This is a genomic window from Streptomyces sp. NPDC003011 (assembly GCF_053591515.1).
The window spans coordinates 1-20,098 of record NZ_JBSFTY010000123.1 but is presented as its reverse complement, the minus strand read 5'-3'; the positions used below and the strand labels follow the sequence as shown (position 1 = coordinate 20,098).

General features: G+C 69.8%; 17 protein-coding genes and 3 pseudogenes. 11 read left to right on the top strand and 9 right to left on the bottom strand.

Annotated elements, in window-relative coordinates:
• The 9 genes and pseudogenes from ACWD0J_RS38120 to ACWD0J_RS38080 form a co-directional block, all read right to left on the bottom strand.
• Positions 1–475: pseudogene (locus ACWD0J_RS38120) on the bottom strand (Clp protease N-terminal domain-containing protein); the annotation flags it as partial.
• Positions 476–756: 281 nt separating this feature from the next.
• A complete protein-coding gene (locus ACWD0J_RS38115; protein ID WP_451500459.1) occupies positions 757–1,680 on the bottom strand; it encodes an ABC transporter permease in 924 nt (307 codons plus the stop codon).
• Positions 1,667–2,464, bottom strand: a complete 798-nt coding sequence (locus tag ACWD0J_RS38110) for an ABC transporter ATP-binding protein (RefSeq protein WP_451500458.1) — start codon at positions 2,462–2,464, stop codon at positions 1,667–1,669. Before ACWD0J_RS38110 ends, ACWD0J_RS38115 begins: the two co-directional genes overlap by 14 nt.
• 38 nt (positions 2,465–2,502) lie before the next feature.
• Complete coding sequence (locus ACWD0J_RS38105) at positions 2,503–3,609, bottom strand: ABC transporter substrate-binding protein (protein WP_451500457.1); 1,107 nt, start codon at positions 3,607–3,609, stop codon at positions 2,503–2,505.
• Between the two features lie 178 nt (positions 3,610–3,787).
• The gene (locus ACWD0J_RS38100) at positions 3,788–3,889 is read right to left on the bottom strand and encodes a putative leader peptide (RefSeq protein WP_451500456.1); all 102 of its coding nucleotides are present in this window, start codon (positions 3,887–3,889) and stop codon (positions 3,788–3,790) included.
• Between the two features lie 138 nt (positions 3,890–4,027).
• Positions 4,028–4,486: an RrF2 family transcriptional regulator gene (locus ACWD0J_RS38095; protein WP_451500455.1), complete on the bottom strand. Its 459-nt coding sequence runs from the start codon at positions 4,484–4,486 to the stop codon at positions 4,028–4,030.
• Between the two features lie 379 nt (positions 4,487–4,865).
• Positions 4,866–6,101, bottom strand: a complete 1,236-nt coding sequence (locus ACWD0J_RS38090; RefSeq protein WP_451500454.1) for an acyl-CoA dehydrogenase family protein — start codon at positions 6,099–6,101, stop codon at positions 4,866–4,868.
• Between the two features lie 13 nt (positions 6,102–6,114).
• Positions 6,115–6,684, bottom strand: a complete 570-nt coding sequence (locus tag ACWD0J_RS38085; protein ID WP_451500453.1) for a winged helix-turn-helix domain-containing protein — start codon at positions 6,682–6,684, stop codon at positions 6,115–6,117.
• 291 nt (positions 6,685–6,975) lie between these two features.
• On the bottom strand, positions 6,976–8,022 hold the full coding sequence (locus tag ACWD0J_RS38080; protein ID WP_451500452.1) for an amino acid ABC transporter permease: 1,047 nt from the start codon (positions 8,020–8,022) through the stop codon (positions 6,976–6,978).
• A 724-nt stretch (positions 8,023–8,746) separates the two neighbouring features.
• On the opposite strand from ACWD0J_RS38080, the gene ACWD0J_RS38075 reads away from it, so the two are divergent.
• The 11 genes and pseudogenes from ACWD0J_RS38075 to ACWD0J_RS38025 all read left to right on the top strand — a co-directional run bounded on the left by ACWD0J_RS38075 (position 8,747) and on the right by ACWD0J_RS38025 (position 19,802).
• Positions 8,747–9,898 (top strand): LLM class flavin-dependent oxidoreductase, encoded by a 1,152-nt coding sequence (locus ACWD0J_RS38075; protein WP_451500451.1) that lies wholly within the window; start codon positions 8,747–8,749, stop codon positions 9,896–9,898.
• Positions 9,895–10,431, top strand: a complete 537-nt coding sequence (locus ACWD0J_RS38070) for a GNAT family N-acetyltransferase (RefSeq protein ID WP_451500450.1) — start codon at positions 9,895–9,897, stop codon at positions 10,429–10,431. The genes ACWD0J_RS38075 and ACWD0J_RS38070 overlap by 4 nt, the downstream gene beginning before the upstream one ends.
• Positions 10,432–10,460: 29 nt before the next feature.
• Positions 10,461–11,384, top strand: a complete 924-nt coding sequence (locus ACWD0J_RS38065) for an ABC transporter substrate-binding protein (RefSeq protein ID WP_451500449.1) — start codon at positions 10,461–10,463, stop codon at positions 11,382–11,384.
• Between the two features lie 20 nt (positions 11,385–11,404).
• The gene (locus ACWD0J_RS38060) at positions 11,405–12,427 is read left to right on the top strand and encodes an amino acid ABC transporter permease (protein WP_451500448.1); all 1,023 of its coding nucleotides are present in this window, start codon (positions 11,405–11,407) and stop codon (positions 12,425–12,427) included.
• Entirely contained in the window at positions 12,424–13,230 is an 807-nt protein-coding gene (locus tag ACWD0J_RS38055; RefSeq protein WP_451500447.1) for an amino acid ABC transporter ATP-binding protein, read from the top strand. The genes ACWD0J_RS38060 and ACWD0J_RS38055 overlap by 4 nt, the downstream gene beginning before the upstream one ends.
• A 37-nt stretch (positions 13,231–13,267) precedes the next feature.
• Positions 13,268–14,251 (top strand): ABC transporter substrate-binding protein, encoded by a 984-nt coding sequence (locus ACWD0J_RS38050; protein WP_451500446.1) that lies wholly within the window; start codon positions 13,268–13,270, stop codon positions 14,249–14,251.
• A gap of 125 nt (positions 14,252–14,376) precedes the next feature.
• Positions 14,377–14,469: pseudogene (locus tag ACWD0J_RS38045) on the top strand (NADPH-dependent FMN reductase); the annotation flags it as partial.
• 476 nt (positions 14,470–14,945) lie between these two features.
• Positions 14,946–16,154 (top strand): LLM class flavin-dependent oxidoreductase, encoded by a 1,209-nt coding sequence (locus tag ACWD0J_RS38040; RefSeq protein WP_451500445.1) that lies wholly within the window; start codon positions 14,946–14,948, stop codon positions 16,152–16,154.
• Between the two features lie 21 nt (positions 16,155–16,175).
• Positions 16,176–17,738, top strand: a complete 1,563-nt coding sequence (locus ACWD0J_RS38035) for an NtaA/DmoA family FMN-dependent monooxygenase (protein ID WP_451500444.1) — start codon at positions 16,176–16,178, stop codon at positions 17,736–17,738.
• Positions 17,739–17,740: 2 nt separating this feature from the next.
• Positions 17,741–18,658: pseudogene (locus ACWD0J_RS38030) on the top strand (LLM class flavin-dependent oxidoreductase); the annotation flags it as partial.
• A 16-nt stretch (positions 18,659–18,674) separates the two neighbouring features.
• Positions 18,675–19,802, top strand: coding sequence for an LLM class flavin-dependent oxidoreductase (locus ACWD0J_RS38025; RefSeq protein ID WP_451500443.1), 1,128 nt, complete (start codon positions 18,675–18,677; stop codon positions 19,800–19,802).
• The last annotated feature ends 296 nt before the right edge of the window (positions 19,803–20,098 follow it).

Below are 20,098 nucleotides of genomic sequence, written 5' to 3'. Positions count from 1 at the left end.
GTGAGGAAGTGGCGGCCGACGTCGAGGAGGCGGTGGCGTACGCGGCGCGCTTCGGCGGACCGGTCGTGATGAAGTCGACCGCGGTGCCCTCGGTGCCGAGCAGGCCGAGGACGAGATGCGCGGGGACGATCTCGGCGTTGCCGGCCAGCTTGGCCTCGTTCATGCCGGCGACGATCGCGTTGCGGGCGGGCTGGGAGAACTTCTCGAAACCGTGCGACGTGTTGGTGTCGGGCTTGCCGACGAACCGCTTCTGCGCGGCCTGCCTGGTGACGCCCATGCTGCGGCCGATGTCGGTCCAGGACGCGCCGGAACGACGGGCCTGGTCGACGAAGTGACCGATGAGGTGGTCGGCGACCTCGCCGATGTGGTCGGCCAGCAGCATCGCGTCGGCCAGCTGGTCGAGGGCGTGGGTGTGGTTCTCGGTGATCGCCGTGATCAGGTCGTCGAGCCTGACCGGCGGAGTAATCTGCGTCATGTGTCAACCTTGGGTTGTCAATCCGCTTCTGTCAACCTTGAGTTGACACGCCGCCGCGCTTTTCGCGCGTGCAGGAACTCGGCCCGGCGGAGTGCGCAAGTCAGCCACGGTGGCGGCGACGTGCGTATCGAGGTGGACCTGTGGCCCCTGTACAGCGGCACCGGCTCCGCTATACAGCGGTACCGGCTCCGCTGCGGCGTGATGCCTGCGCGGAGCCGGTGCCGTGAACCGGTGCGGGGCGAGATCGGGCGGGCATCCCGTGCCGAGCGCGATCCGTTCGTTCAGCGGGTGAGCAGGCCCCTGCTGCGCAGTACCCGCCGTTCCAGCGGGCTGAAGATCAGCAGGTCGATGGCGATCCCGACGAGCAGGATCAGGAAGATGGCCAGGAACACCTGCGACATGCTGGCGTTGTTCCGGCCGTTCTCCAGCAACTGGCCGAGGCCGACGCCCAGATCGGGCGAGGAGGCGATGATCTCCGCGGCCATCAGCGACCGCCAGGAGAACGCCCAGCCCTGCTTCAGCCCCGCCAGATATCCGGGAAGCGCGGCCGGCATCACGATGTGCCACGCCCCGCGCGGCCCGGTCGCCCCCAGCGTCCGCCCGGCCCGCAGGAACAGCGGCGGGATCTGGTCGATGCCCGCGACGAGGCCGTTGGCGATGGACGGGACCGCGCCGAGCAGGATCACGGCGTACATCATCGAGTTGTTCAGGCCCAGCCAGAGCACGGCGGGGGGCACCCAGGCGACCGACGGGAGCGACTGCAGACCGGACAGGACGGGGCCGATGGCCGCCCGGACGAAGGTCACCCGGGCGACGAGCAGGCCGAGCGGCGTACCGATGGCGAGCGCCATCAGGAAGCCCAGCAGACCGCGCGAGACGCTGGTCCAGATGTAGTCGAGAAGGGTGCCCTGCCGCCAGGCGTCGGTCACCTCGGCCCACACCGCGGACGGTGAGGGCAGCTTGTAGGCGGGGGCGGCCTCGGTCCACACCAGCAACTGCCAGACCACCAGCACCAGTGCGACGGCGGTGAGGGGCGGCAGCACCTTGCGTGTCAGCGTCTCCCGCAGCGGCGTACGGGCGACCTGTACCGACTCCAGCGCGTCGAGCCCGGCCTCCAGCCCCGCCAGGCCCTGGGTGTCCTTGGGATCACCGGCTGCCGGCGAGCCGCCCTTCTCGGCCGCGGCGTCAGTGTCAGTGCTGGCCATGGCGGCGGATCTCCTTGCGCAGTTCTTCGGTGATCTCGACGGACAGTTCGGCGACCGCGCTGTCCTCGATGCGGCGCGGCTGCGGAATGCCGACGGTCCACTCCCGGGCGATTCGCCCCGGCCGCGAGGACAGCAGCACCACTCGCTGCGCCAGCTTCACCGCCTCCCGCACGTTGTGCGTCACGAACAGCACCGACACGCCCGTCTGACGCCAGATGCGGGTCAGCTCGTCGTGCAGCACGTCACGGGTGATCGCGTCCAGCGCGGCGAACGGCTCGTCCATCAGCAGCAGCCGGCTGTCCTGGGCCAGCGCCCGGGCCAGCGCGACGCGCTGGCGCATGCCGCCCGACAGTTCGTGCACCCGCTTGCCGTACGCGCCCCGCAGCCGTACGAGTTCCAGCAGCCGATCCGCCTCCTGACGGCGCTCGGCCTTGTCGACCCCGCGCAGTTTCAGCGCGAGCTCGATGTTCTTGCCCGCGGTCAGCCACGGGAAGAGCGCGTGCTCCTGGAACATCAGGGCGGGCCGGCCGTCCGTGTCGATCGAGCCGGCGGACGGCAGGTCCAGTCCCGCGACCAGGTTGAGCAGGGTGGACTTGCCGCAGCCCGAGGCTCCCAGGAGGGTGACGAACTCACCCGGCGCGACATCGAGCGTGATGTCGTCCAGAACGAGCTGCTGTCCGCCGGGTGTGCCGGGCGCGGGGAAGGACTTCGAGACATGCTCGATACGGGCGGCGTGCGTCACCGCCGGGGCGTCCTCGGCAGCCTTGGCGATCGTGATGGCCATGGTCGTCACCTCCTGGGAACTCATCGTGTCCGGTTGTGTTACTCGGCACCGAGACCGGCGTCGCCGACCTCGTCCTTGCCCTCGGCCTTGAGGACCTTGTTGAGCGGTGCGAGGTCGTAGATGCCCTTCAGGTCGGGCTTCTCCAGCAGACCGGCCTTCACCGCGTGCTCCGCCTCCGTGTTGAGGGTGGCGGCCAGCGGGTCGTCGAGGAAGGTGACGGACTTCCAGGCGGGGTCGATGATCTCGGCCGGCAGGGCCTTGCCGGACTCCTTCTTCAGCGCCTCGTTGGCGGACGCCTTGGCCTTCTCCGGGTTGGCGTTGATCCACTCGTTGGTCTTCACCGAGCCGCGCAGTACGGCCTCGACGACGTCCGGGTGCTCCTTCAGGAACGACTGCGACACGATGATGTTCGTGATCACGAACTTCTTGTCCGGCCACAGATCGGCCTCGTCCAGCAGCACCTTGCCGCCCTCCGCGACCAGCTTGGACGCGGTCGGCTCCGGCACCCAGGCGCCGTCGATGGAGCCGGACTTGTAGGCGTCCGGGGTGATCTTGTTGTCCGTACGGACGACGGAGACATCGCCCGCGCCGCTCTCCGCGTCGACCTTCCAGCCCTGGTCCGCGATCCAGTTGAGGAACGCCACGTCCTGGGTGTTGCCGAGTTGCGGCGTGGCGATCTTCTTGCCCTTGACGTCGTCCAGGGACTTGATCTTGTCCGGGTTGACGACGAGCTTCACGCCGCCGGAGGCGGAACCGCTGATGATGCGCAGGTTCTTGCCGCTCGACTTCGTGTAGCCGTTGATGGCGGGCGAGGGGCCGATCCAGCCGATGTCGATGGATCCGGAGTTCAGCGCCTCGATCTCGGAGGGGCCGGCGTTGAAGGTGGACGCCTTGATCCTGGTGCCGCCGAGCTCCTTCTGGAACAGGCCCTCCTGGACTCCCACCAGAGCGGTGGCGTGGGTGAGGTTGGGGAAGTAGCCGATCTTCACTTCGTCGGAGGAGAGCTTCTTCGCGCCTGCCGCGACCTCGGTCTGCTTGTCGTCGTCAGTGGAGTCGGAACCGTAGCCGCAGGCGGTGAGCAGGAGGGGCAGCGCGGCTATGACGGCGAGGGTGCGCAGGGTGGTGAGCGGTCTTGCGGCAGACACGGTGGTGTCCTCTCAGGGATGGGCGATCAGGGAGGTACGTCGATGTGAGGCGTCCTGCTTGCCGGCACGCGCCGGCACTCCACTCCCCGGCCTCGGCGGCACACATGCTGTCGCGGGCAGGGAAGCGGAACGTGGGGGAGGCAGTGCTGTGGTCCGGACAGAGGCAGGTTCTGCGGCGTCAGAAAGGCCGACAGAGGGCACTGGACGTACGGCCGAGGTCGATGTGACGACGCGAGGTCAGAGGGGACAGCGGCCGGCCGGTGCGGTCGAGCGTTCTCATGGCCATCCCCTCTATTCCTAGTTTTCCTACCCGGTTGATAGGGATCGTGGCAGAAGGTGGCGCCCACCCCAAGAGGGTGTTCGTATGATGGATGGCGCCATCTCACCTTTTGAGATCAGCCGTGAGTGGCCCGGTGGGTCAGGGGTTCACCCAGGCGCCCGGGGTGTCGGTCAACGCCGATACGGCGTCGGGCAGTTGGGCCGACGCGACGTCGGCGAGCGACACGCCGTCCAGGATCGCGCGTACGTTGGACCGCAGTGCGATCCACAGAGGGAGCAGTGACTCGGCGGGGCCGGTGTAGGACAGCTCCGGGGGGCGTACCCCGCGTACCGAGACCAGTGGTCCGTCGACCACGCGGATGACGTCGGCGATGCTGATGGACTCGGCGGGCTTGGCCAGCCGGTAGCCGCCGTTGCCGCCGCGCTGGCTGAGCACGAGACCGCCCCGGCGCATGTCGTTCAGGATGCTTTCGAGGAATTTGTGAGGGATGTCCTGGGCGGCGGCGATGGCCTCGGCCTTCAGCGGCCCGTCATCCCGTGACGCGGCGAGCTGCAACGCGGCCCGTACCGCGTAGTCCGCCCTGGCTGAGATCCTCATGTGCGCAGTATCCCGTACGGCTTCCGTCGGTGTCCGCTGCGGGCGGGCCGCCGGGCAGGTGGTGTTCCCCGCCGGTACCCAGGCCACACGCACGCTGTTCTCGGGGCGGGTGACGTACGACCGGAGGCTGCGCGGCAGATCCCGGGAGCCGGAGGAGCCGAGGCCGACGATGCTCTGGGAAGCCGGCGATGAACAGCCCGCGTTCCTGCGTGAAGTCCGTCTTGGCGCCGATCGTCCCGGCGGCGACCGGCACCAGGATGAACGCTGCTCCCGTCAGCCGGACGCCGGTGAACATCACCGGCACCGAGGAGGGCGGGGCGACCTTCGGTACGGATTTTCCGGAGCGGGCGCCTTGTCGCAGATCCGGAGTCCCGGGTCCTCAAGGTCGGACGGGCAGGGCGAACGGCGGGTGCGCGCCGTTCAGGAAATAGTCCCCGACGTCGCGGAGCCGATGGGTGACGGGCTCGTACAAGGTGTGAGTCCGGGCGTTGCGCCAGAAGCGGTCGAAGCCCAGCCGCGAGGACGCGGAGCGGGGGCCGATGATGTCGAGGGCGCCGGCGGTGGATTCCTGCGCGGCCCTGGAAGCGGCGGCTTCGGCCATGGCCACCAGGACGGAGATCTCCGCGTGCTCGTCGTAGGTGAGGTCTTCGCCGCGTGCCAGCCCGCCGTGCACGGCTTCCAGGGCCTGATCGGCGAGTGCGGACGCGGAGCGGGTGAGGACCATGAGTTCTCCGTAGGCGGTCAGCACCTGCGCGTCCTGGGGAGAGCCGGCCGGCCGGTCCGGGTGCCAGGGGGAGTGGCCCGTCCTGCTGTACTCACGCGCTTCGGCGAGCACTCCCTCCGCCATGCCGAGAAGGAGTTGGACCGAGACGAGACGCCCGACCGGCGAGGCCAGCGCGGCCAGGGGTGACAGCACGTCCTCGTCCGCGGACAGGGAGCCGAGTATGTCGTCGGCGGTGACCGGTACGGCGTCGAACTCCACGCTCCCGCCGGCCGCGAGCCGCTGGCCGAAGGGATCGGCGTCGCCGTCGATCCGCACGCCGTGACGGGCGGAATCGACGACGACGGCGAACGGTTCGCCGGTGTCGGCCCGCTCGGCCCGCACGGCGAGGCGGTCGGCGACCAGGACCCCGGTGACGTAGCTCTGCCGGCCGTCCAGCACATAGCCACCGGCTTTCCTGGTCAGCGTCAGAGGAAGTTCCTGGCGGGCGAACCCGCCACCCCAGCACCACTGCTCCGCCGCGGAGTTCCGTTCGACCCGAGCGGCGAGGGAGGGCTCGGCGAACAACCGGGCGCCGAACGACAGGAAGTAGTGACAGCCGAGCAGTTGACCGATCGCGCCGTCGGCGGCGGCGATCTCCCGGACGACGGCGTAGGCCGTGGGACAGTCCTCGCCGCCTCCCCCGAGTTCGGCCGGTATGAGGAGGGTCAGCAGTCCCGCCTCACGCAGCCGGGACACCTCGTCGAACGGGGCCTTGCCTGCCTGCTCCCTGGCCACCGCGTCCGTGGCCAGGTCGTCCGCCGTCTCGCGGGCCACGCGCAGCCAGTGCGCACGGCCGGGCCCGGTCCGGTCGCAGTCCGCGGCGGGTCCGGACGGCGCAGTGGCAACGCCCATGGCGGTGGTCTCCTCAAGCTCGGCGGCACGGTGCGGTGTCGGGGCCCTCTTGCTGGTCGGGCACGTACTTGTAGCCCACGCGCCGTACGGTGACGATCCGGTGCCGGTGGGCTCTGCCCAGCTTGCGGCGCAGCCGCGCGATGTGGACGTCCACGGTGCGGCCGTCACCGATGTGGTCGTAGCCCCAGATGCCGGCCATCAGCTGCTCGCGCGAATGCACCTGGTGGGGATGGAGAACGAGGTGCGCCAGCAGCCCGAACTCCAGGTAAGTGAGGTCGAGTTCGCGGCCGTCAAGTTCTGCGGCATGTCGCGCGGTATCGATGCGGACGACACCGCCTTCCGTCCGCCGCACGGGAGGTGCGACCGGATAGGGGAAGGGCCGGATCTCCGGCCGTGTCACGCCCTTCGCGAAGAGCTGGGCGGGATCGGTGCCCTCGGGGACCAGCACGAGGTAGCCGACGAGGGGAGGGGAACCGGTTCCCTCGTCGCCGGACTGGGCGGTGTCGCCCACGAGGCGGAGACGACGCAGGTCGGGGAGTGGTGAATCCGACGGGGTGGCCTGGGCCGGAAGTGCCGTGGTCATGGCGTTCGTCCTTCAGAAGTGCGTCGGGCCGTCAGGCGCACTGGGTGGGTTCGCCTGATCGCCTGGGATGAGAGAGAAGGAGCGGAGCGGCACGCGCGACGTGTGAGCGGCGTGCCCTACACGCGACAGCAGGCGGCGCTGACGACGTGACCAAAGTCGACATGCCGACGACGAACGAGTCGCTGCTGTGTGAGGGCCATGTGCATCATCCTGCGCATCCGTCGGGCGGAACGTCAATGCATTCCTAGTAAACCGATAGGGAATGTAGGGAACGTAACACCGCGGGTGGGCTCACCGGTCACCGTCGACTGCCGGGCGGACGTCGGGCGCCGTCGCCTCGTCCAGCCGGGCGCGCAGCGTGGCCGGACGGGCCCTGAGCCTTTGCAGAGGTGTGGGTGGCAGCGCGCGGGCGGAGCCACGCGCGTAGTGGCGCTCGACGTAGAACTGTCCCGCGCTGAGCACGGTCGTGACGGCGATGTACCAGAGGGTGGCGACCATCAGCAGGGGGATGACCTGGTACGTCTGGTTGTAGACCAGTTGTACCGAGTACAGCAGGTCGTGCACGGCCAGCACGCTGACGATGCTGGTGCCCTTCAGGGTGCCGATCAGCATGTTTCCCGCGGCCGGGACGATGGAGCGCATCGCCTGCGGGATGACGATCCGGCGCAGGGTGCGCCGTGTGCCGATGCCGAGGGCCTGGGCGGCCTCCGTCTGGCCGGCCTCCACCGAAAGGATGCCGCCGCGCACCACCTCGGCGGCGTAGGCGGCTTCGTGCAGGGTCAGGCCGATGACGGCGGTGAGGGTCGGGCCGAGCAGGTTGACCGTCTTGACGGTGACGAACTCAGGCCCGAACGGGATGCCGAGGCCCAGCGTCGGGTAGAGGGCGCCGATGTTGAACCAGAACAGCAGCTGCACCAGCAGCGGGGTTGACCGGAAGATCCATACGTAACCCCAACTCAGCGCGCGCAGCACCGGGTTGGCGGACAGCCGCAACACGGCCAGCGGGGTGCCGAGCAGGAAGCCGAGCACCATCACCACGCCGGTCAGCCACAGGGTGAGCAACAGGCCGTCGAGCACAGCGGCGGTGGTGACGTACCGGCCGACGACATCCCACTGGAAGGCGGGGTTGCGGACGACGGAGTTGACCACCATCGCGAAGATCAGCAGCGCGGCGGTAGCGGTCAGCCAGCGGCCGGCGTGCCGGCGCGGCACGATCCGTGGCGGATCGTCGTCCGGGCGTGGGCGGCCCGGGGTGCGGCCGAGGGCTTCCAGGCGTCCTGCGAGGGGGATGGACGCGGAGATACGGGAGGAGTCGGCGATGTCGGATGGCGAGACCATCAGGAGGCTCTCCAGGGGAGGGAGGCGCGGGCGTCGGTGACCACCCGACGGCGCACGTTCGTGGATTCCGGGCAGGCGCGGTGCGGGGCACGGGGCACGGGGCACGGGGCCGGTGAGTAAGGCTGAGTCTCGGCGTCATCGCGCGCTCGCCGCGTCCCTCAACGCGGCCGGTACGGCTGCCGCGCGCGGCGGAGCCGGTCCGCCCTCGATCGTATGGGCGCACCACGCGCATGTGTCAACCACGCACAGGAACTGCCGGGCTCCAGTCCGGCATCCGGGCCGTGGTTGACGTGAAGCGAGATGTACTGCTCAATTATCCGCATGAACGCCGAGCAGCGCCTGGTCACCCGTGACCACATCGACTTCGGTCGGGTGTGGTCCGCGGCGTGTTGCGCCTGACGCGGCAGCGGGCCGTCTGACCGGCCCTTCCCTCCCTCGGTGACCCCGTCGCGGGCCGAGTTCCTCCCTTCGCCGCACCGCCGTACGCATGCGCTGAGCACACGCTGATTCCGCGTATGGACGGTCCTGCGAGACCTGACACGCGCTGCTGCCGCGCCACCTCGCCCGAGGCCCGTGCCCCGGCGTCATCACACCCCTTCACCGCCTGGCTCCCAGCACCTTGAAGCGCCGTCACACCCGGCCGCTCCGAGGGCTGCCCCGCCGTGCCCGCCCGCTGCCCACGGAACGGCCCGGCCCCAGAGGACTCGAGGAAAGGCCATCTCCCATGCCAGTGGAGTTCCTTGGCATCGCCGCCACCAACGACGGCTCCGAAACGACCCCGCGCTCTGGCGCCGCCTTCGACAAGGAGTTCACACTCCGGCTCGCCCGGGCGCACGAGGACCACGGCTGGGACCGCGTGTTGTTCGCGTACGGTTCCGGGTCGCCGGACCCCGCACCGGCCGCCGCGTACGTGGTGAGCAGGCTGGACCGCCTCCAGATCCTGCTGGCCCACCGGCCGAACGTCTCCTACCCGACGTTCGCCGCGAAGACCTTCGCCACCCTCGACCAGATCAGCGACGGCCGGCTGACCGTGCACTTCATCACCGGTGGCAACGACCGCGAACAGGGCCGCGAGGGCGACACCCTCACCAAGGACGAGCGCTACGCCCGCACCCGCGAGTACATCCGGATCGTCAAGAAGATCTGGACCACCCACGAGCCCTTCGACCACGAGGGCGAGCATTACCGCTTCCACGACTTCGTCAGCGACGTCCTCCCGGTCCAGCAGCCCCGCCCGAACGTGTCGTTCGGCGGCTCCTCGCCCGCCGCGTACGCCGCGGGGGGCGCCGAGGCCGACATCTACTGCCTGTGGGGCGAGCCGCTGGAGAAGACCGCCGAGCAGATCGAGGCCGTGAAGTCCGCCGCGAAGGCCGCGGGCCGCACCGACGTGCCCCGCATCCAGGTGGCGTTCCGCCCGATCATCGCCCCGACCGAGGAACTGGCCTGGGAGAAGGCCTACCGCACGGTCGGCGCGATCAAGGCCCGCAAGGAGAAGGGCGAGCCGGTCACCAAGCGCCACAACGGTCACGCACCACCGCAGGCTGCGACACCTCAGAATGCCGGCTCGCAGCGGCTGCTGGCCATCGCCGAGGCGGGGGAGCGCTACGACCGCGCCCTGTGGACCCCGACCGCCGCCGTGACCGGAGGCGCGGGCAACTCCAACGCCCTGGTCGGCACCCCCGAGACGGTCGCCCAGGCACTCCTCGACTACTACGACCTCGGCGTCGACATCCTCTCCGCCCGCGGTTACGACCTGCTGGGCGACGCGATCGACTTCGGCCGGTACGTGATCCCGATCGTCCGCGAGGAGGTCGCCAAGCGCGACGCCGAGCGGACGGCGCGCGGCCCACGGACCCTCGCGGCGGTGACCGGATGATCGCCGTCACCCGACCACCCGCGGCCGCAAGGGAACTGACGGTCATTCAGGCGCCCGTCTCCGACCCGCGAGTAGGACACCTGCTGCGCGGACTCGGCGACGAGTACTCCACGCGCTACGGCAGGGACGCCCACGCCGAACTCGCCCGCTACCCCGACGAGGAGTTCACCGCCGCGCACGGCGGCATCCTGCTCCTGCTCCTCGCACACGGCGAGCCGGTCGCGGGCGGCGCCTTCCGCCGTTACGACGAGACCACTGCCGAGCTGAAGCGGATCTGGACCCACTCGGTCCACCGCCGGCGGGGTCTGGCCCGGCGCGTCGTCGCCGAGCTGGAGCGCGAGGCGAGCGCCCGCGGCTACCGGCGGATCTACCTGACCACCGGCCCGCGCCAGCCCGAGGCCCGCGGCCTGTACCTGGCGACCGGCTACACCCCGCTGTTCGACACCGAGGCCGACCCGGAAACCATCGGCCCGCTGCCCTTCGAGAAGCACCTGCCGGTCGCACCACCTCAGGGAGAGGCAGCACACCTGTGAGCGTCCGTGGCATCGGAGCACGTCCGCGCATGGCCGCCGCCATCGCGCTGCTGACCGTAATGACGCTGACCGCCTGCGGGGCCGGTGACACCTCCGGCACCGCACCGGCGGGTGCCCAGGCATCCTCCGTACCGACTGACGACCCGGTCGCCGCCGTACGCAAGGTGGACGCCGTCGCCGCCCTGCTGCCCGCCGACGCCCGCAAGGCGGGCACGCTGCGGGTCGGCAGCTCGATCGGGTCCCCGCCCGGCGCGTACTACCCGAACGGGCAGGACAAGCCGCCCGCGGGCCAGGACATCGACATCGCGGAGGCGGTGGCCAAGGTCCTCGGGGTGAAGCTGGAGCGGCAGGACGCCTCCTTCGAGACGATCCTGCCCGCCCTCGGCAGCGGGAAGTACGACTTCGGTACCGGCAACTTCGGCGTCACCACCGAGCGCCTGAAGACCGTCGACTTCGTCACCTACATCAACGACGGCCAGGGCTTCGCGGTGAAGAAGGGCAACACCGCACTCAAGACGAAGGTCACCGACCTCACCCAGCTGTGCGGGCTGACCATCGGCACCGGAGCCGGCACCACCTTCGAGGCGACCCTCACCGCGCAGAAGGGCGTGTGCGCCAAGGCGGGCAAGAAGCCGTACGACGTGAAGGTCTACTCGGAGAACGGGGCGACTCTCACCGCGCTCCAGCAGGGCCGGACCGACGTGATCATGTCGACCATCAACGGCCTGCGCCACCAGGCGGCACAGCCCGCGTCGGGGACCGCCTTTCTCGGTGAGTACCACCGCCTCGACGTCGGCTTCGCCTTCACGAAGGGCTCCCCGCTCACCATGGCGTTCCAGGCCGCCGTCAACGAGCTGATCAAGAACGGCACATACGCCCGGATCCTCAAGAAGTGGGGCACCTCCCCCTCCGCGATCGAGACGTCGCGGATCAACCCGCCCGAGCACACATGACAGTCGAGCAGGCCACCACGATGAGACCGACCACCGACACCGTGCCGCCCGGCGCGGCCCTCCCGGGCGGCGGCCGCGAAACCCCGCCCACGCCGGACGCCCCGGACTCCCTCAAGGTCGTCCACGCCCGCCATCACGCCCGCTGGGTGGCGGCCGTGGCCGTGATCGTGCTGGTTGCCCAGTTCGTGCACGGGCTGGCCACCAACCCGGTCTGGGAGTGGAGCGTCTTCGGGGACTACGTCCTGTCCGAGACGATCGTGCAGGCGGTGTGGGTCACCCTCCAGCTCACCGCCTACGCCACGGTGCTGGGCTTCCTGCTGGGAACCGTCGTGGCCTTCATGCGGCTGTCGCGCAGCCCGGTGCTGCAGACCGTCGCCTGGACCTACATCTGGATCTTCCGCTCCATCCCGATGATCGTCCAACTGGTGTTCTGGTTCAACCTGAGCGCGCTGTACGACAGGTTGGGCGTCGGCATCCCCTTCGGCCCGGTGTTCTGGTCCATCGACAGCAACAGCATCATCGGCACCATGGGTGCCGCCGTCATCGGGCTGACGCTGCACCAGGCCGCCTACGCCGCCGAGATCGTGCGTGGCGGTGTCATCGCCGTCGACCACGGACAACTGGAGGCCGCCGCCGCCCTGGGCATTCCCCGGCTGCGGCAGATCCGCCGGATCGTGCTGCCGCAGGCCATGCGCGCCATCCTGCCCACCGCCGGCAACGAGATCATCGGCCTGCTCAAGGGCACCTCGGTGGTCTATGTGATGGCCATCGGGGAGCTGTTCTACCAAGTGCAGGTGATCTACGGCCGCAACGGGCGGGTGATCCCGCTGCTGCTGGTCGCCACCGCCTGGTACGTGGTGCTGACCTCACTGCTGTCGGTCGGGCAGTACTACGTGGAGCGGCGCTACGCCCGCGGCGCCAACCGCACCCCGCCACCCACCCCGCTCCAGCGCGCCCGGCGCCGCGTCCGCACCCTGCGCGCGGCGGCCGCCCAGCGCGACCAGCCCGTCGTACCCCTGAAGCCCTTGGGAGACAGCCGATGAGCGATGTGACGGAGGCCGTCAAGGACGCGAAGCCGACGGTTGACGACGTGATGGTGGACATCCACGGCGTCCACAAGAGCTTCGGCCCGCTGGAGGTGCTCCGCGGCGTCGACCTCCAGGTCCGTACCGGCGAGGTCACCGTGATCCTCGGCCCGTCCGGCTCCGGGAAATCCACGCTGCTGCGCACCATCAACCACCTGGAGAAGGTCAACCGCGGCTGGATCGCCATCGACGGCGAACTCATCGGCTACCGCCGCTCCGGCGGCAAACTGCACGAGCTGAAGGAGAAGGACGTTCTGAAGCAGCGCACCCACATCGGGTTCGTCTTCCAGAACTTCAACCTCTTCCCGCACCTGACCGTGCTGGAGAACCTCGTCGAGGCTCCGGTCTCCGCACTGCGCCGTCCGCGCAAGGGGGCGGAGGCAACCGCCCGCCGGCTGCTGGAGAGAGTCGGACTCGCCGACAAGACCGACGCCTATCCACGGCAACTGTCCGGAGGACAACAGCAGCGCGTGGCCATCGCCCGCGCACTGGCCCTCGAACCCAAGGTGCTGCTCTTCGACGAGCCCACCTCGGCGCTCGACCCGGAACTCGTCGGCGAGGTCCTCGACGTCATCAAGGACCTGGCCCGCACCGGAACCACCATGATCGTCGTGACCCACGAGATCGGCTTCGCCCGCGAGGTCGCCGACACCGTGGTGTTCATGGACGGCGGTGTCGTCGTGGAACAGGGCCCGCCGGCGGCCGTCCTGGACCACCCGCGGCACGAGCGCACCCGCGCCTTCCTCTCCAAGGTCCTCTGAGCATCCCGCACCCCTTCCCACCCGTAAGGAACACGCCATGTCCACCTCGATCACCCGCCGAACCACCGCCGCCGCGCTGGGAGTGACCGCCGCTCTCGTCCTCGCCGCGTGCAGCAACCCCTCCGACGGCGGCACGACCGAGGTCGCGGCCACGTCCGGCAGCAAGACGAAGATCAACCTGAGCCCGGACCAGGACCGCGTCACCACCGACAAGGTCGACCCCATAGCAGCCAGGGTCCCGGAGAGGATCCGCAAGAGAGGCACCCTGGAGATCGTCGACTCGTCCGGTTCCGCCGCGCCGCTGACCTTCCACGCCACCGACAACAAGACCGTCATCGGCGTCGAGCCCGACATCGCCTCTCTGGTCGCCGACGTGCTCGGCCTGGAGTTGCACATCAACACGGTCTCCTGGGAGAACATCTTCGTCGGCCTGGACAGCGCCAAGTACGACGTCGGCTTCAGCAACATCACCGTCACGGAGGAGCGTAAGGAGAAGTACGACTTCGCCCCCTACCGCGAGGACAACCTGGGCTTCGAGGCGAAGAAGGGCAGCGGCCTGAAGATCACCGGGCCGGAGGACGTGGCGGGCAGGACCGTCGCCGTGGGCAGCGGCACCAACCAGGAGAAGCTGCTCGTCGAGTGGAGCAAGGAGAACGAGAAGGCCGGCCGCGAACCGGTGGACATCAAGTACTACCAGAACGACAGCGACACCTACCTCGCCCTCCAGTCCGGCCGTATCGACCTCTACCTCGGCCCCAACCCGACCGCCGCCTACCACGCGGCCACCACCGGGAAGACGGAAGTCGTCGGCACGTACTCCGGTGCCGGCTCCACTCTCCAGGGCCTCATCGCGGCCACCACCAAGAAGGACAGCGGCCTGGTCGAGCCGCTCGCCGACGCGCTCAACGAGATCATCGACAACGGCACGTACGGCAAGGTGCTGGAGCGCTGGGGCCTGTCCGACGAGGCTGTGACCGAGTCCGAGATCAACCCGCCCGGACTGCCGAGGACCAACAAGTAGACGCCGAGGACACGGGGCCCCAGTACGCCGCGGAACGCGGCCGGCCCCGCACCAGTGCCACGTCCACGCCCACGCCCCCGAAGGATCCGCCATGGCCACCGTCCTGTCCGTCTCCGGAAGCCCCTCCGCCGGCGACCGGCGGGACAACGGCTCACGTCCTGGCGATCGACTACGCGCTGCGCCCGGTGCTCAGTTCCCTGGGTGCCGCGCACATCGTTGTGCCCTCCGCACCCGGACGCCGCTGCGGTCCGCCACGTCGCCGACCTCTCCCACCTGCGGGCCTACGCACGGCGACTGGCCCCCACCCCGCCTCGGGCACTCACTTCCGGGTTTCACGGAACCGCAATACGCCCTCCACCTCCGTCCGGTCGGATCCGCCTAGCCTGCGACGACATGGGCTCTGCCATGGCGGAGCGTGGCAGGGCCCGTCAGGAGCAGCACAAGCGGCCGGAAGAGCGGAGGTGAGTGTTGTCCCCGTTTCCCGTTTCCCGTTTCCCATTGCCCGCGTGCTCGTCCCGACTGTGTGTGTGGGGGGCGCACGCCGCGCATGGCTGCGTCCGCCTGTACTCCAGGCCCCGCATCGATCCGCGACAGGTGGCCGGCGCCCTCTGTCGTTCCTGACCTGCTCCTCGCCGCCGGCCCTCCGCATCAGGGCCGGTGATCACAGGTGGTCGACCAGGAAGGCATCCATTCCGTGTCCGCACATCCCCCTCTCCACCTCGCCGTGGCGCTGGACGGCACCGGCTGGCACCCGGCTGCATGGCGCGAGCCGGGCGCCCGGCCCCACGACCTGTTCACCGCCGGTTACTGGGCCGACCTCGTGACCGAGGCCGAACGCGGCCTGCTCGACTTCGTGACGTTCGAGGACTCGCTCGGGCTGCAGTCCTCGCACCTCACGGAGCCGGACGGACGCACCGACCAGGTGCGGGGCCGGCTGGACGCGGTGCTCGTCGCCGCCCGGGTCGCACCGCTGACGCGGCACATCGGATTGGTGCCGACCGTGGTCGCCACCCACACCGAGCCGTTCCACGTCTCCAAGGCGATCGCCACCCTGGACTACGTCAGCGCGGGTCGCGCGGGCCTGCGCGTCCAGGTGTCGGCACGGCAGAACGAGGCCGCGCATTTCGGCCGCCGTACCTTCCCGCGTCTCCGCTTCGACGACCGGGACACCCCGGACGGCCGCGAACTGATCGCTGAGCTCTTCGAGGAGGCCGCCGACTACATCGAGGTGGTGCGTCGCCTGTGGGACAGCTGGGAGGAGGACGCGGAGATCCGCGATGTCGCCACCGGGCGGTTCATCGACCGCGACAAGCTGCACCACATCGACTTCGAGGGCAGGCACTTCAGCGTCAAGGGACCCTCGATCACCCCCCGGCCGCCGCAGGGACAGCCCATCGTCAGTGCGCTCGCTCACCAGAGCGTGCCGTATCCGTGTCAACTGGTGGGCCGTTCGACCGACATCGGTTACGTCACCCCGCACGACACCGACCAGGCCCGCGCCGTCGTCGCCGACATCCGTGCAGCCCAGGCCGAGGCCGGGCGGGCCGAGGAGCCACTGCACATCTTCGGCGACCTGATCGTGTACCTGGACGACGATCCCGGGGCGGCGGAGGACCGCAGGGCACGTCTGGACGGCCTCGCGGGTTACGCCCACACCGGCGACGCCGAGGTGTTCACCGGCACCCCCGGGCAACTGGCGGACCTCCTGCTGGAGTGGGGCCGGGCCGGCCTGAGCGGCTTCCGGCTGCGTCCCGGAGTGATCGGTCACGACCTGGAGCAGGTCACACGCGGCCTGGTGCCCGAACTCCAGCGCCGAGGTGTCTTCCGGCACGCCTACGAGGCGGACACCCTGCGCGGGCTGCTCGGGCTGGCCCGTCCCAAAAACCGCTACACCGCTGCCTGAAGCCGGAGGAGTCGTACGACCATGAGCAAGCCGACCACCGGCAGCCCCACCACCGGTACACCGACCAGCGGCAACCCCACCGCCAGCAGCCCCACCACCGGCACGCCGACCGCCAGCAGCCCCACCACCGGCACGCCGACCACCAGCAACCCCACCACCGGCACGTCGACCACCCGTACGCCGGCCACGAGCAAGGTGACGACGGGCAGGCCACTGAAGCAGATCCATCTCGCGGCCCATTTCCCCGGTGTCAACAACACCACCGTGTGGAGCGACCCGCGGGCGGGCAGCCACATCGAGTTCAGCTCGTTCGCGCACTTCGCACGGACCGCCGAACGCGCCAAATTCGACTTCCTGTTCCTCGCCGAGGGACTGCGACTACGCGAACAGGGCGGCCAGATCTATGACTTGGACGTGGTGGGACGGCCCGACACCTTCACCGTCCTGTCCGCGCTCGCCGCCGTCACCGACCATCTCGGCCTCACCGGAACCATCAACTCCACCTTCAACGAGCCCTACGAGGTGGCCCGCCAGTTCGCCGGCCTGGACCACCTTTCGGGCGGACGCGCCGCCTGGAACGTCGTCACCTCCTGGGACGCCTTCACCGGCGAGAACTTCCGGCGCGGCGGCTTCCTCCCTGAGGAGCAGCGCTACTCCAGGGCCAAAGAGTTCCTGTCCACTGCCATGGAGCTGTTCGACTCCTGGCACGGCGACGAAATCGTCGCCGATCAGCAGTCCGGCGTCTTCCTCAAGGACGCGCAGGCCGGAGCCTTCGTCCACCGAGAACAGCACTTCGACATCGCCGGTCGGTTCAACGTCCCGCGCAGCCCGCAGGGCCGCCCGGTGATCTTCCAGGCCGGCGACTCCGACGAGGGGCGGGAATTCGCCGCCTCCAGCGCCGACGCCATCTTCAGCCGGCACAGCACCCTGGAGGCGGGCCGGGGGTTCTACGCCGACGTCAAGGGACGCCTGGCCCGGCACGGCCGAACCCACGACCAGCTGCTGATCCTCCCCGCGGCGACCTTCGTACTCGGCGACACCGACGCCGAGGCGCAGGAGTTGGCGCACGAGATACGCCGTCAGCAGGTCAGCGGTCAGACCGCGATTAAGTACCTCGAACAGGTCTGGAACCGGGACCTGTCCGGCTACGACCCGGACGGCCCGCTCCCCGACATCGACCCGGACCCCGGCGAGAACACCATCGCCCGCGGCCGGGCCAGCGTCCGGATGTTCCGTGACCCGCTCGCCGTCGCCAGACAATGGCGCGAGCGTGCCGAAGCGGAGAACCTGTCGATCCGCGCACTGGTCATCGAGACCACCGGCCGCCAGTCGTTCATCGGCTCCCCTGCCACCGTCGCCGAGACCATCAACGCCTTCGTCCAGGCGGACGCCGCCGACGGCTTCATCCTGGTCCCGCACATCACCCCGGGCGGCCTGGACGAGTTCGCCGACACTGTCGTCCCGCTGCTCCAGGAACGCGGTGTGTTCCGCCACGACTACACAGGCACCACGCTCCGCGACCACCTCGGCCTGGCACACCCCGACACCCGCGCGGAGCCGGAGACCCGGCGGCCGGCATCGTGAGGTTCCTGGCCGTCACCCTCAGCCTGCTCGACCCGATACGCGCGTACGAGGACTACGCGCCTCTGGATCACCTGTCGGCGGGCCGTCTCGACCTGATCATCGGCAGGGGCAGGGGCAGGGGCAGGGGCAGGGGCAGGGGCAGGGGCGACAGCACCGCCCAGCGCGAGTTGTCCCACGTCACACGCGAGGACCGGTGGGACCGCAGCGCCGAGAGCCACGGGCTGTTCCGCCGGGTCTGGCGGCAGGACAGGGTGAGCGCCTCCCCGCGCTTGTGCCCGAACTGGCGGACGCCGAGGTGCGGCCGAGACCGTTCAGCAGCCCATCCGGGTCTGGCACGGCAGCGCGACCAGCCGGCAGTCGGTCGATCTCGCCGCCCGCTACGGAGATCCGCTCCTCTCGGCCAACGTCACCCACCCGATCGAGCCGTGCGCCGAACTCACCCGCTCCTACCGGGAGCGATGGGAGCACTACGGCCACGACCCGGCACGGGCCGTCGTCGGCGCGGGAACGGCCGGCTACCACGCGGCCCGCACCTCACAGGCAGCCATCGTCGCGTACCGGCCGGTGTTCGAGGCATACCTCGCCTTCCAGAAACGTCTGGGCGTCGATCCGGTGTTCGCCACCCTGGAGGACTTCGTCGAGCGCAGCTCGGCGCTGATCGGCAGCCCGCAGCAAGTGATCGACAAAGTGCACCGCCACCACGAGCAGTTCGGGCACAGCGTGCTCCACATGCACGCTGACGCGGGCGGGCTCGCCCACGCCCAGCATCGGGCCTCGCTCGAACTCTTCCAGTCCGACATCGCCCCGTCCTGCGACGCGAAATCCCCACCCCGCCGTTCCCCTGGACCCCAGTCCTCGCCGGGACCGGGACCGGAACCGAGACCGCGTCCACACCCGCATCCGTGACCACCGACCGCTGAGGAGCAACACCAGATCATGTCCGGCATCCGTCTCGGAGTCCTCGACCTCGTCCCGATCTCGTCCGGCTCCACCGCCGCGGAGGCGCTGCGCAACACCATCGACCTCGCCCAGCAGACCGAGCGTTTCGGCTACACCCGTTACTGGTTCGCCGAACACCACCTCAACCCGGGCGTGGCCGGGGCCTCTCCCGCCGTCGTGCTGGCCCTGACCGCCTCCGCGACCTCCACGATCAGGATCGGCTCCGGAGCCGTACAGCTCGGTCACCGCACCGCCCTGTCCACCGTCGAGGAGTTCGGACTGATCGACGCCCTGCACCCCGGGCGACTCGACCTGGGTCTCGGCCGCTCGGGCGGACGTCCTCCCGGACAGGCGGCAGGGCCCCGGCCGACCACGACCCCCGTCGTCGACGGGCGCGCCCCCAACGGTCTGAAGATCCCGCCACGGTTCTCCTCTGAACAGCTGACCGGTTCGCCGCGTTTCCTGCTCCAGCAGCAGCTGTTGCACCAGCCGGGCGCGCGCCCGCAGGACTACGGCGAGCAGGTCGACGACCTACTCGCGCTGCTGCGCGGCGACTACCGCTCCGCAGACGGGATCGAAGCGCACGCCCTCCCCGGTGAGGGCGCCGAGGTGCAGGTGTGGATCCTCGGCAGCAGCGGCGGACAGAGCGCCGACGTCGCAGGCCGCAACGGCCTGCGCTTCGCGGCCAATTACCACGTCAGCCCGGCCACCGTACTGGAGGCGGCTGAGGGCTACCGCGCCGCGTTCCAGCCGTCCGACCACCTCGACAAGCCCTACGTCAGCGTCTCCGCCGACGTCGTCGTCGCCGAGGACGACGAAACCGCCCGCGAACTGGCCACCGGCTACGGCCCGTGGGTCCGCAGCATCCGCACCGCCGAGGGCGCCATCCCCTTCCCGACCCCGGCACAGGCCCGCGCCCACGCCTGGACCGAAGCAGACCGCGCTCTGGTCGCCGACCGCGTCGACACACAGTTCGTCGGCTCTCCGGGGCGCGTGGCCGACCAGCTCGAACAGCTGCAGGAGGCCACCGGAGCCGACGAGCTGATCATCACCACCATCACCCACGACCACGCCGACCGGGTGCGCTCCTATCAACTCCTCGCAGAAGAGTGGCAACGTCGATGAGCCGGTCGTGGCCCGGTTCCCGCGCGGCGGTCACGGAGGGACGGACTGCCGGTCATGACGCTCGATCGACGCTGAGCGTCCGCAGACGGGACAGCCTCTGGTACCCGACTCGAATCACTGGAAGAAGCCGAACTTCTTCGGGCTGTAGGAAGTCGTCTCAGAGTCCGGCCGGGAGAACGCTCCGTCGCCGTATGAGCGCTGACGTTGTCGCGTGACCCGGGCGGGCTCGGCCTGATCATGCCGTGGACTGTTCGGTACTGTGTTCGTCCGGGAAGGGCCGGGAAGGTCCGGGAAGG

Bases quoted from the DNA above. Each gene is read 5' to 3' on its own strand.
- ACWD0J_RS38085 (WP_451500453.1), bottom strand. From the start codon at position 6,684: ATGACCACGGCACTTCCGGCCCAGGCCACCCCGTCGGATTCACCACTC.
- ACWD0J_RS38055 (WP_451500447.1), top strand. From the start codon at position 12,424: ATGAGCGATGTGACGGAGGCCGTCAAGGACGCGAAGCCGACGGTTGAC.
- ACWD0J_RS38100 (WP_451500456.1), bottom strand. From the start codon at position 3,889: ATGAGAACGCTCGACCGCACCGGCCGGCCGCTGTCCCCTCTGACCTCG.
- ACWD0J_RS38095 (WP_451500455.1), bottom strand. From the start codon at position 4,486: ATGAGGATCTCAGCCAGGGCGGACTACGCGGTACGGGCCGCGTTGCAG.
- ACWD0J_RS38090 (WP_451500454.1), bottom strand. From the start codon at position 6,101: ATGGGCGTTGCCACTGCGCCGTCCGGACCCGCCGCGGACTGCGACCGG.
- ACWD0J_RS38080 (WP_451500452.1), bottom strand. From the start codon at position 8,022: ATGGTCTCGCCATCCGACATCGCCGACTCCTCCCGTATCTCCGCGTCC.
- ACWD0J_RS38060 (WP_451500448.1), top strand. From the start codon at position 11,405: ATGAGACCGACCACCGACACCGTGCCGCCCGGCGCGGCCCTCCCGGGC.
- ACWD0J_RS38035 (WP_451500444.1), top strand. From the start codon at position 16,176: ATGAGCAAGCCGACCACCGGCAGCCCCACCACCGGTACACCGACCAGC.
- ACWD0J_RS38070 (WP_451500450.1), top strand. From the start codon at position 9,895: ATGATCGCCGTCACCCGACCACCCGCGGCCGCAAGGGAACTGACGGTC.
- ACWD0J_RS38115 (WP_451500459.1), bottom strand. From the start codon at position 1,680: ATGGCCAGCACTGACACTGACGCCGCGGCCGAGAAGGGCGGCTCGCCG.
- ACWD0J_RS38075 (WP_451500451.1), top strand. From the start codon at position 8,747: ATGCCAGTGGAGTTCCTTGGCATCGCCGCCACCAACGACGGCTCCGAA.
- ACWD0J_RS38025 (WP_451500443.1), top strand. From the start codon at position 18,675: ATGTCCGGCATCCGTCTCGGAGTCCTCGACCTCGTCCCGATCTCGTCC.
- ACWD0J_RS38110 (WP_451500458.1), bottom strand. From the start codon at position 2,464: ATGGCCATCACGATCGCCAAGGCTGCCGAGGACGCCCCGGCGGTGACG.
- ACWD0J_RS38050 (WP_451500446.1), top strand. From the start codon at position 13,268: ATGTCCACCTCGATCACCCGCCGAACCACCGCCGCCGCGCTGGGAGTG.
- ACWD0J_RS38065 (WP_451500449.1), top strand. From the start codon at position 10,461: ATGGCCGCCGCCATCGCGCTGCTGACCGTAATGACGCTGACCGCCTGC.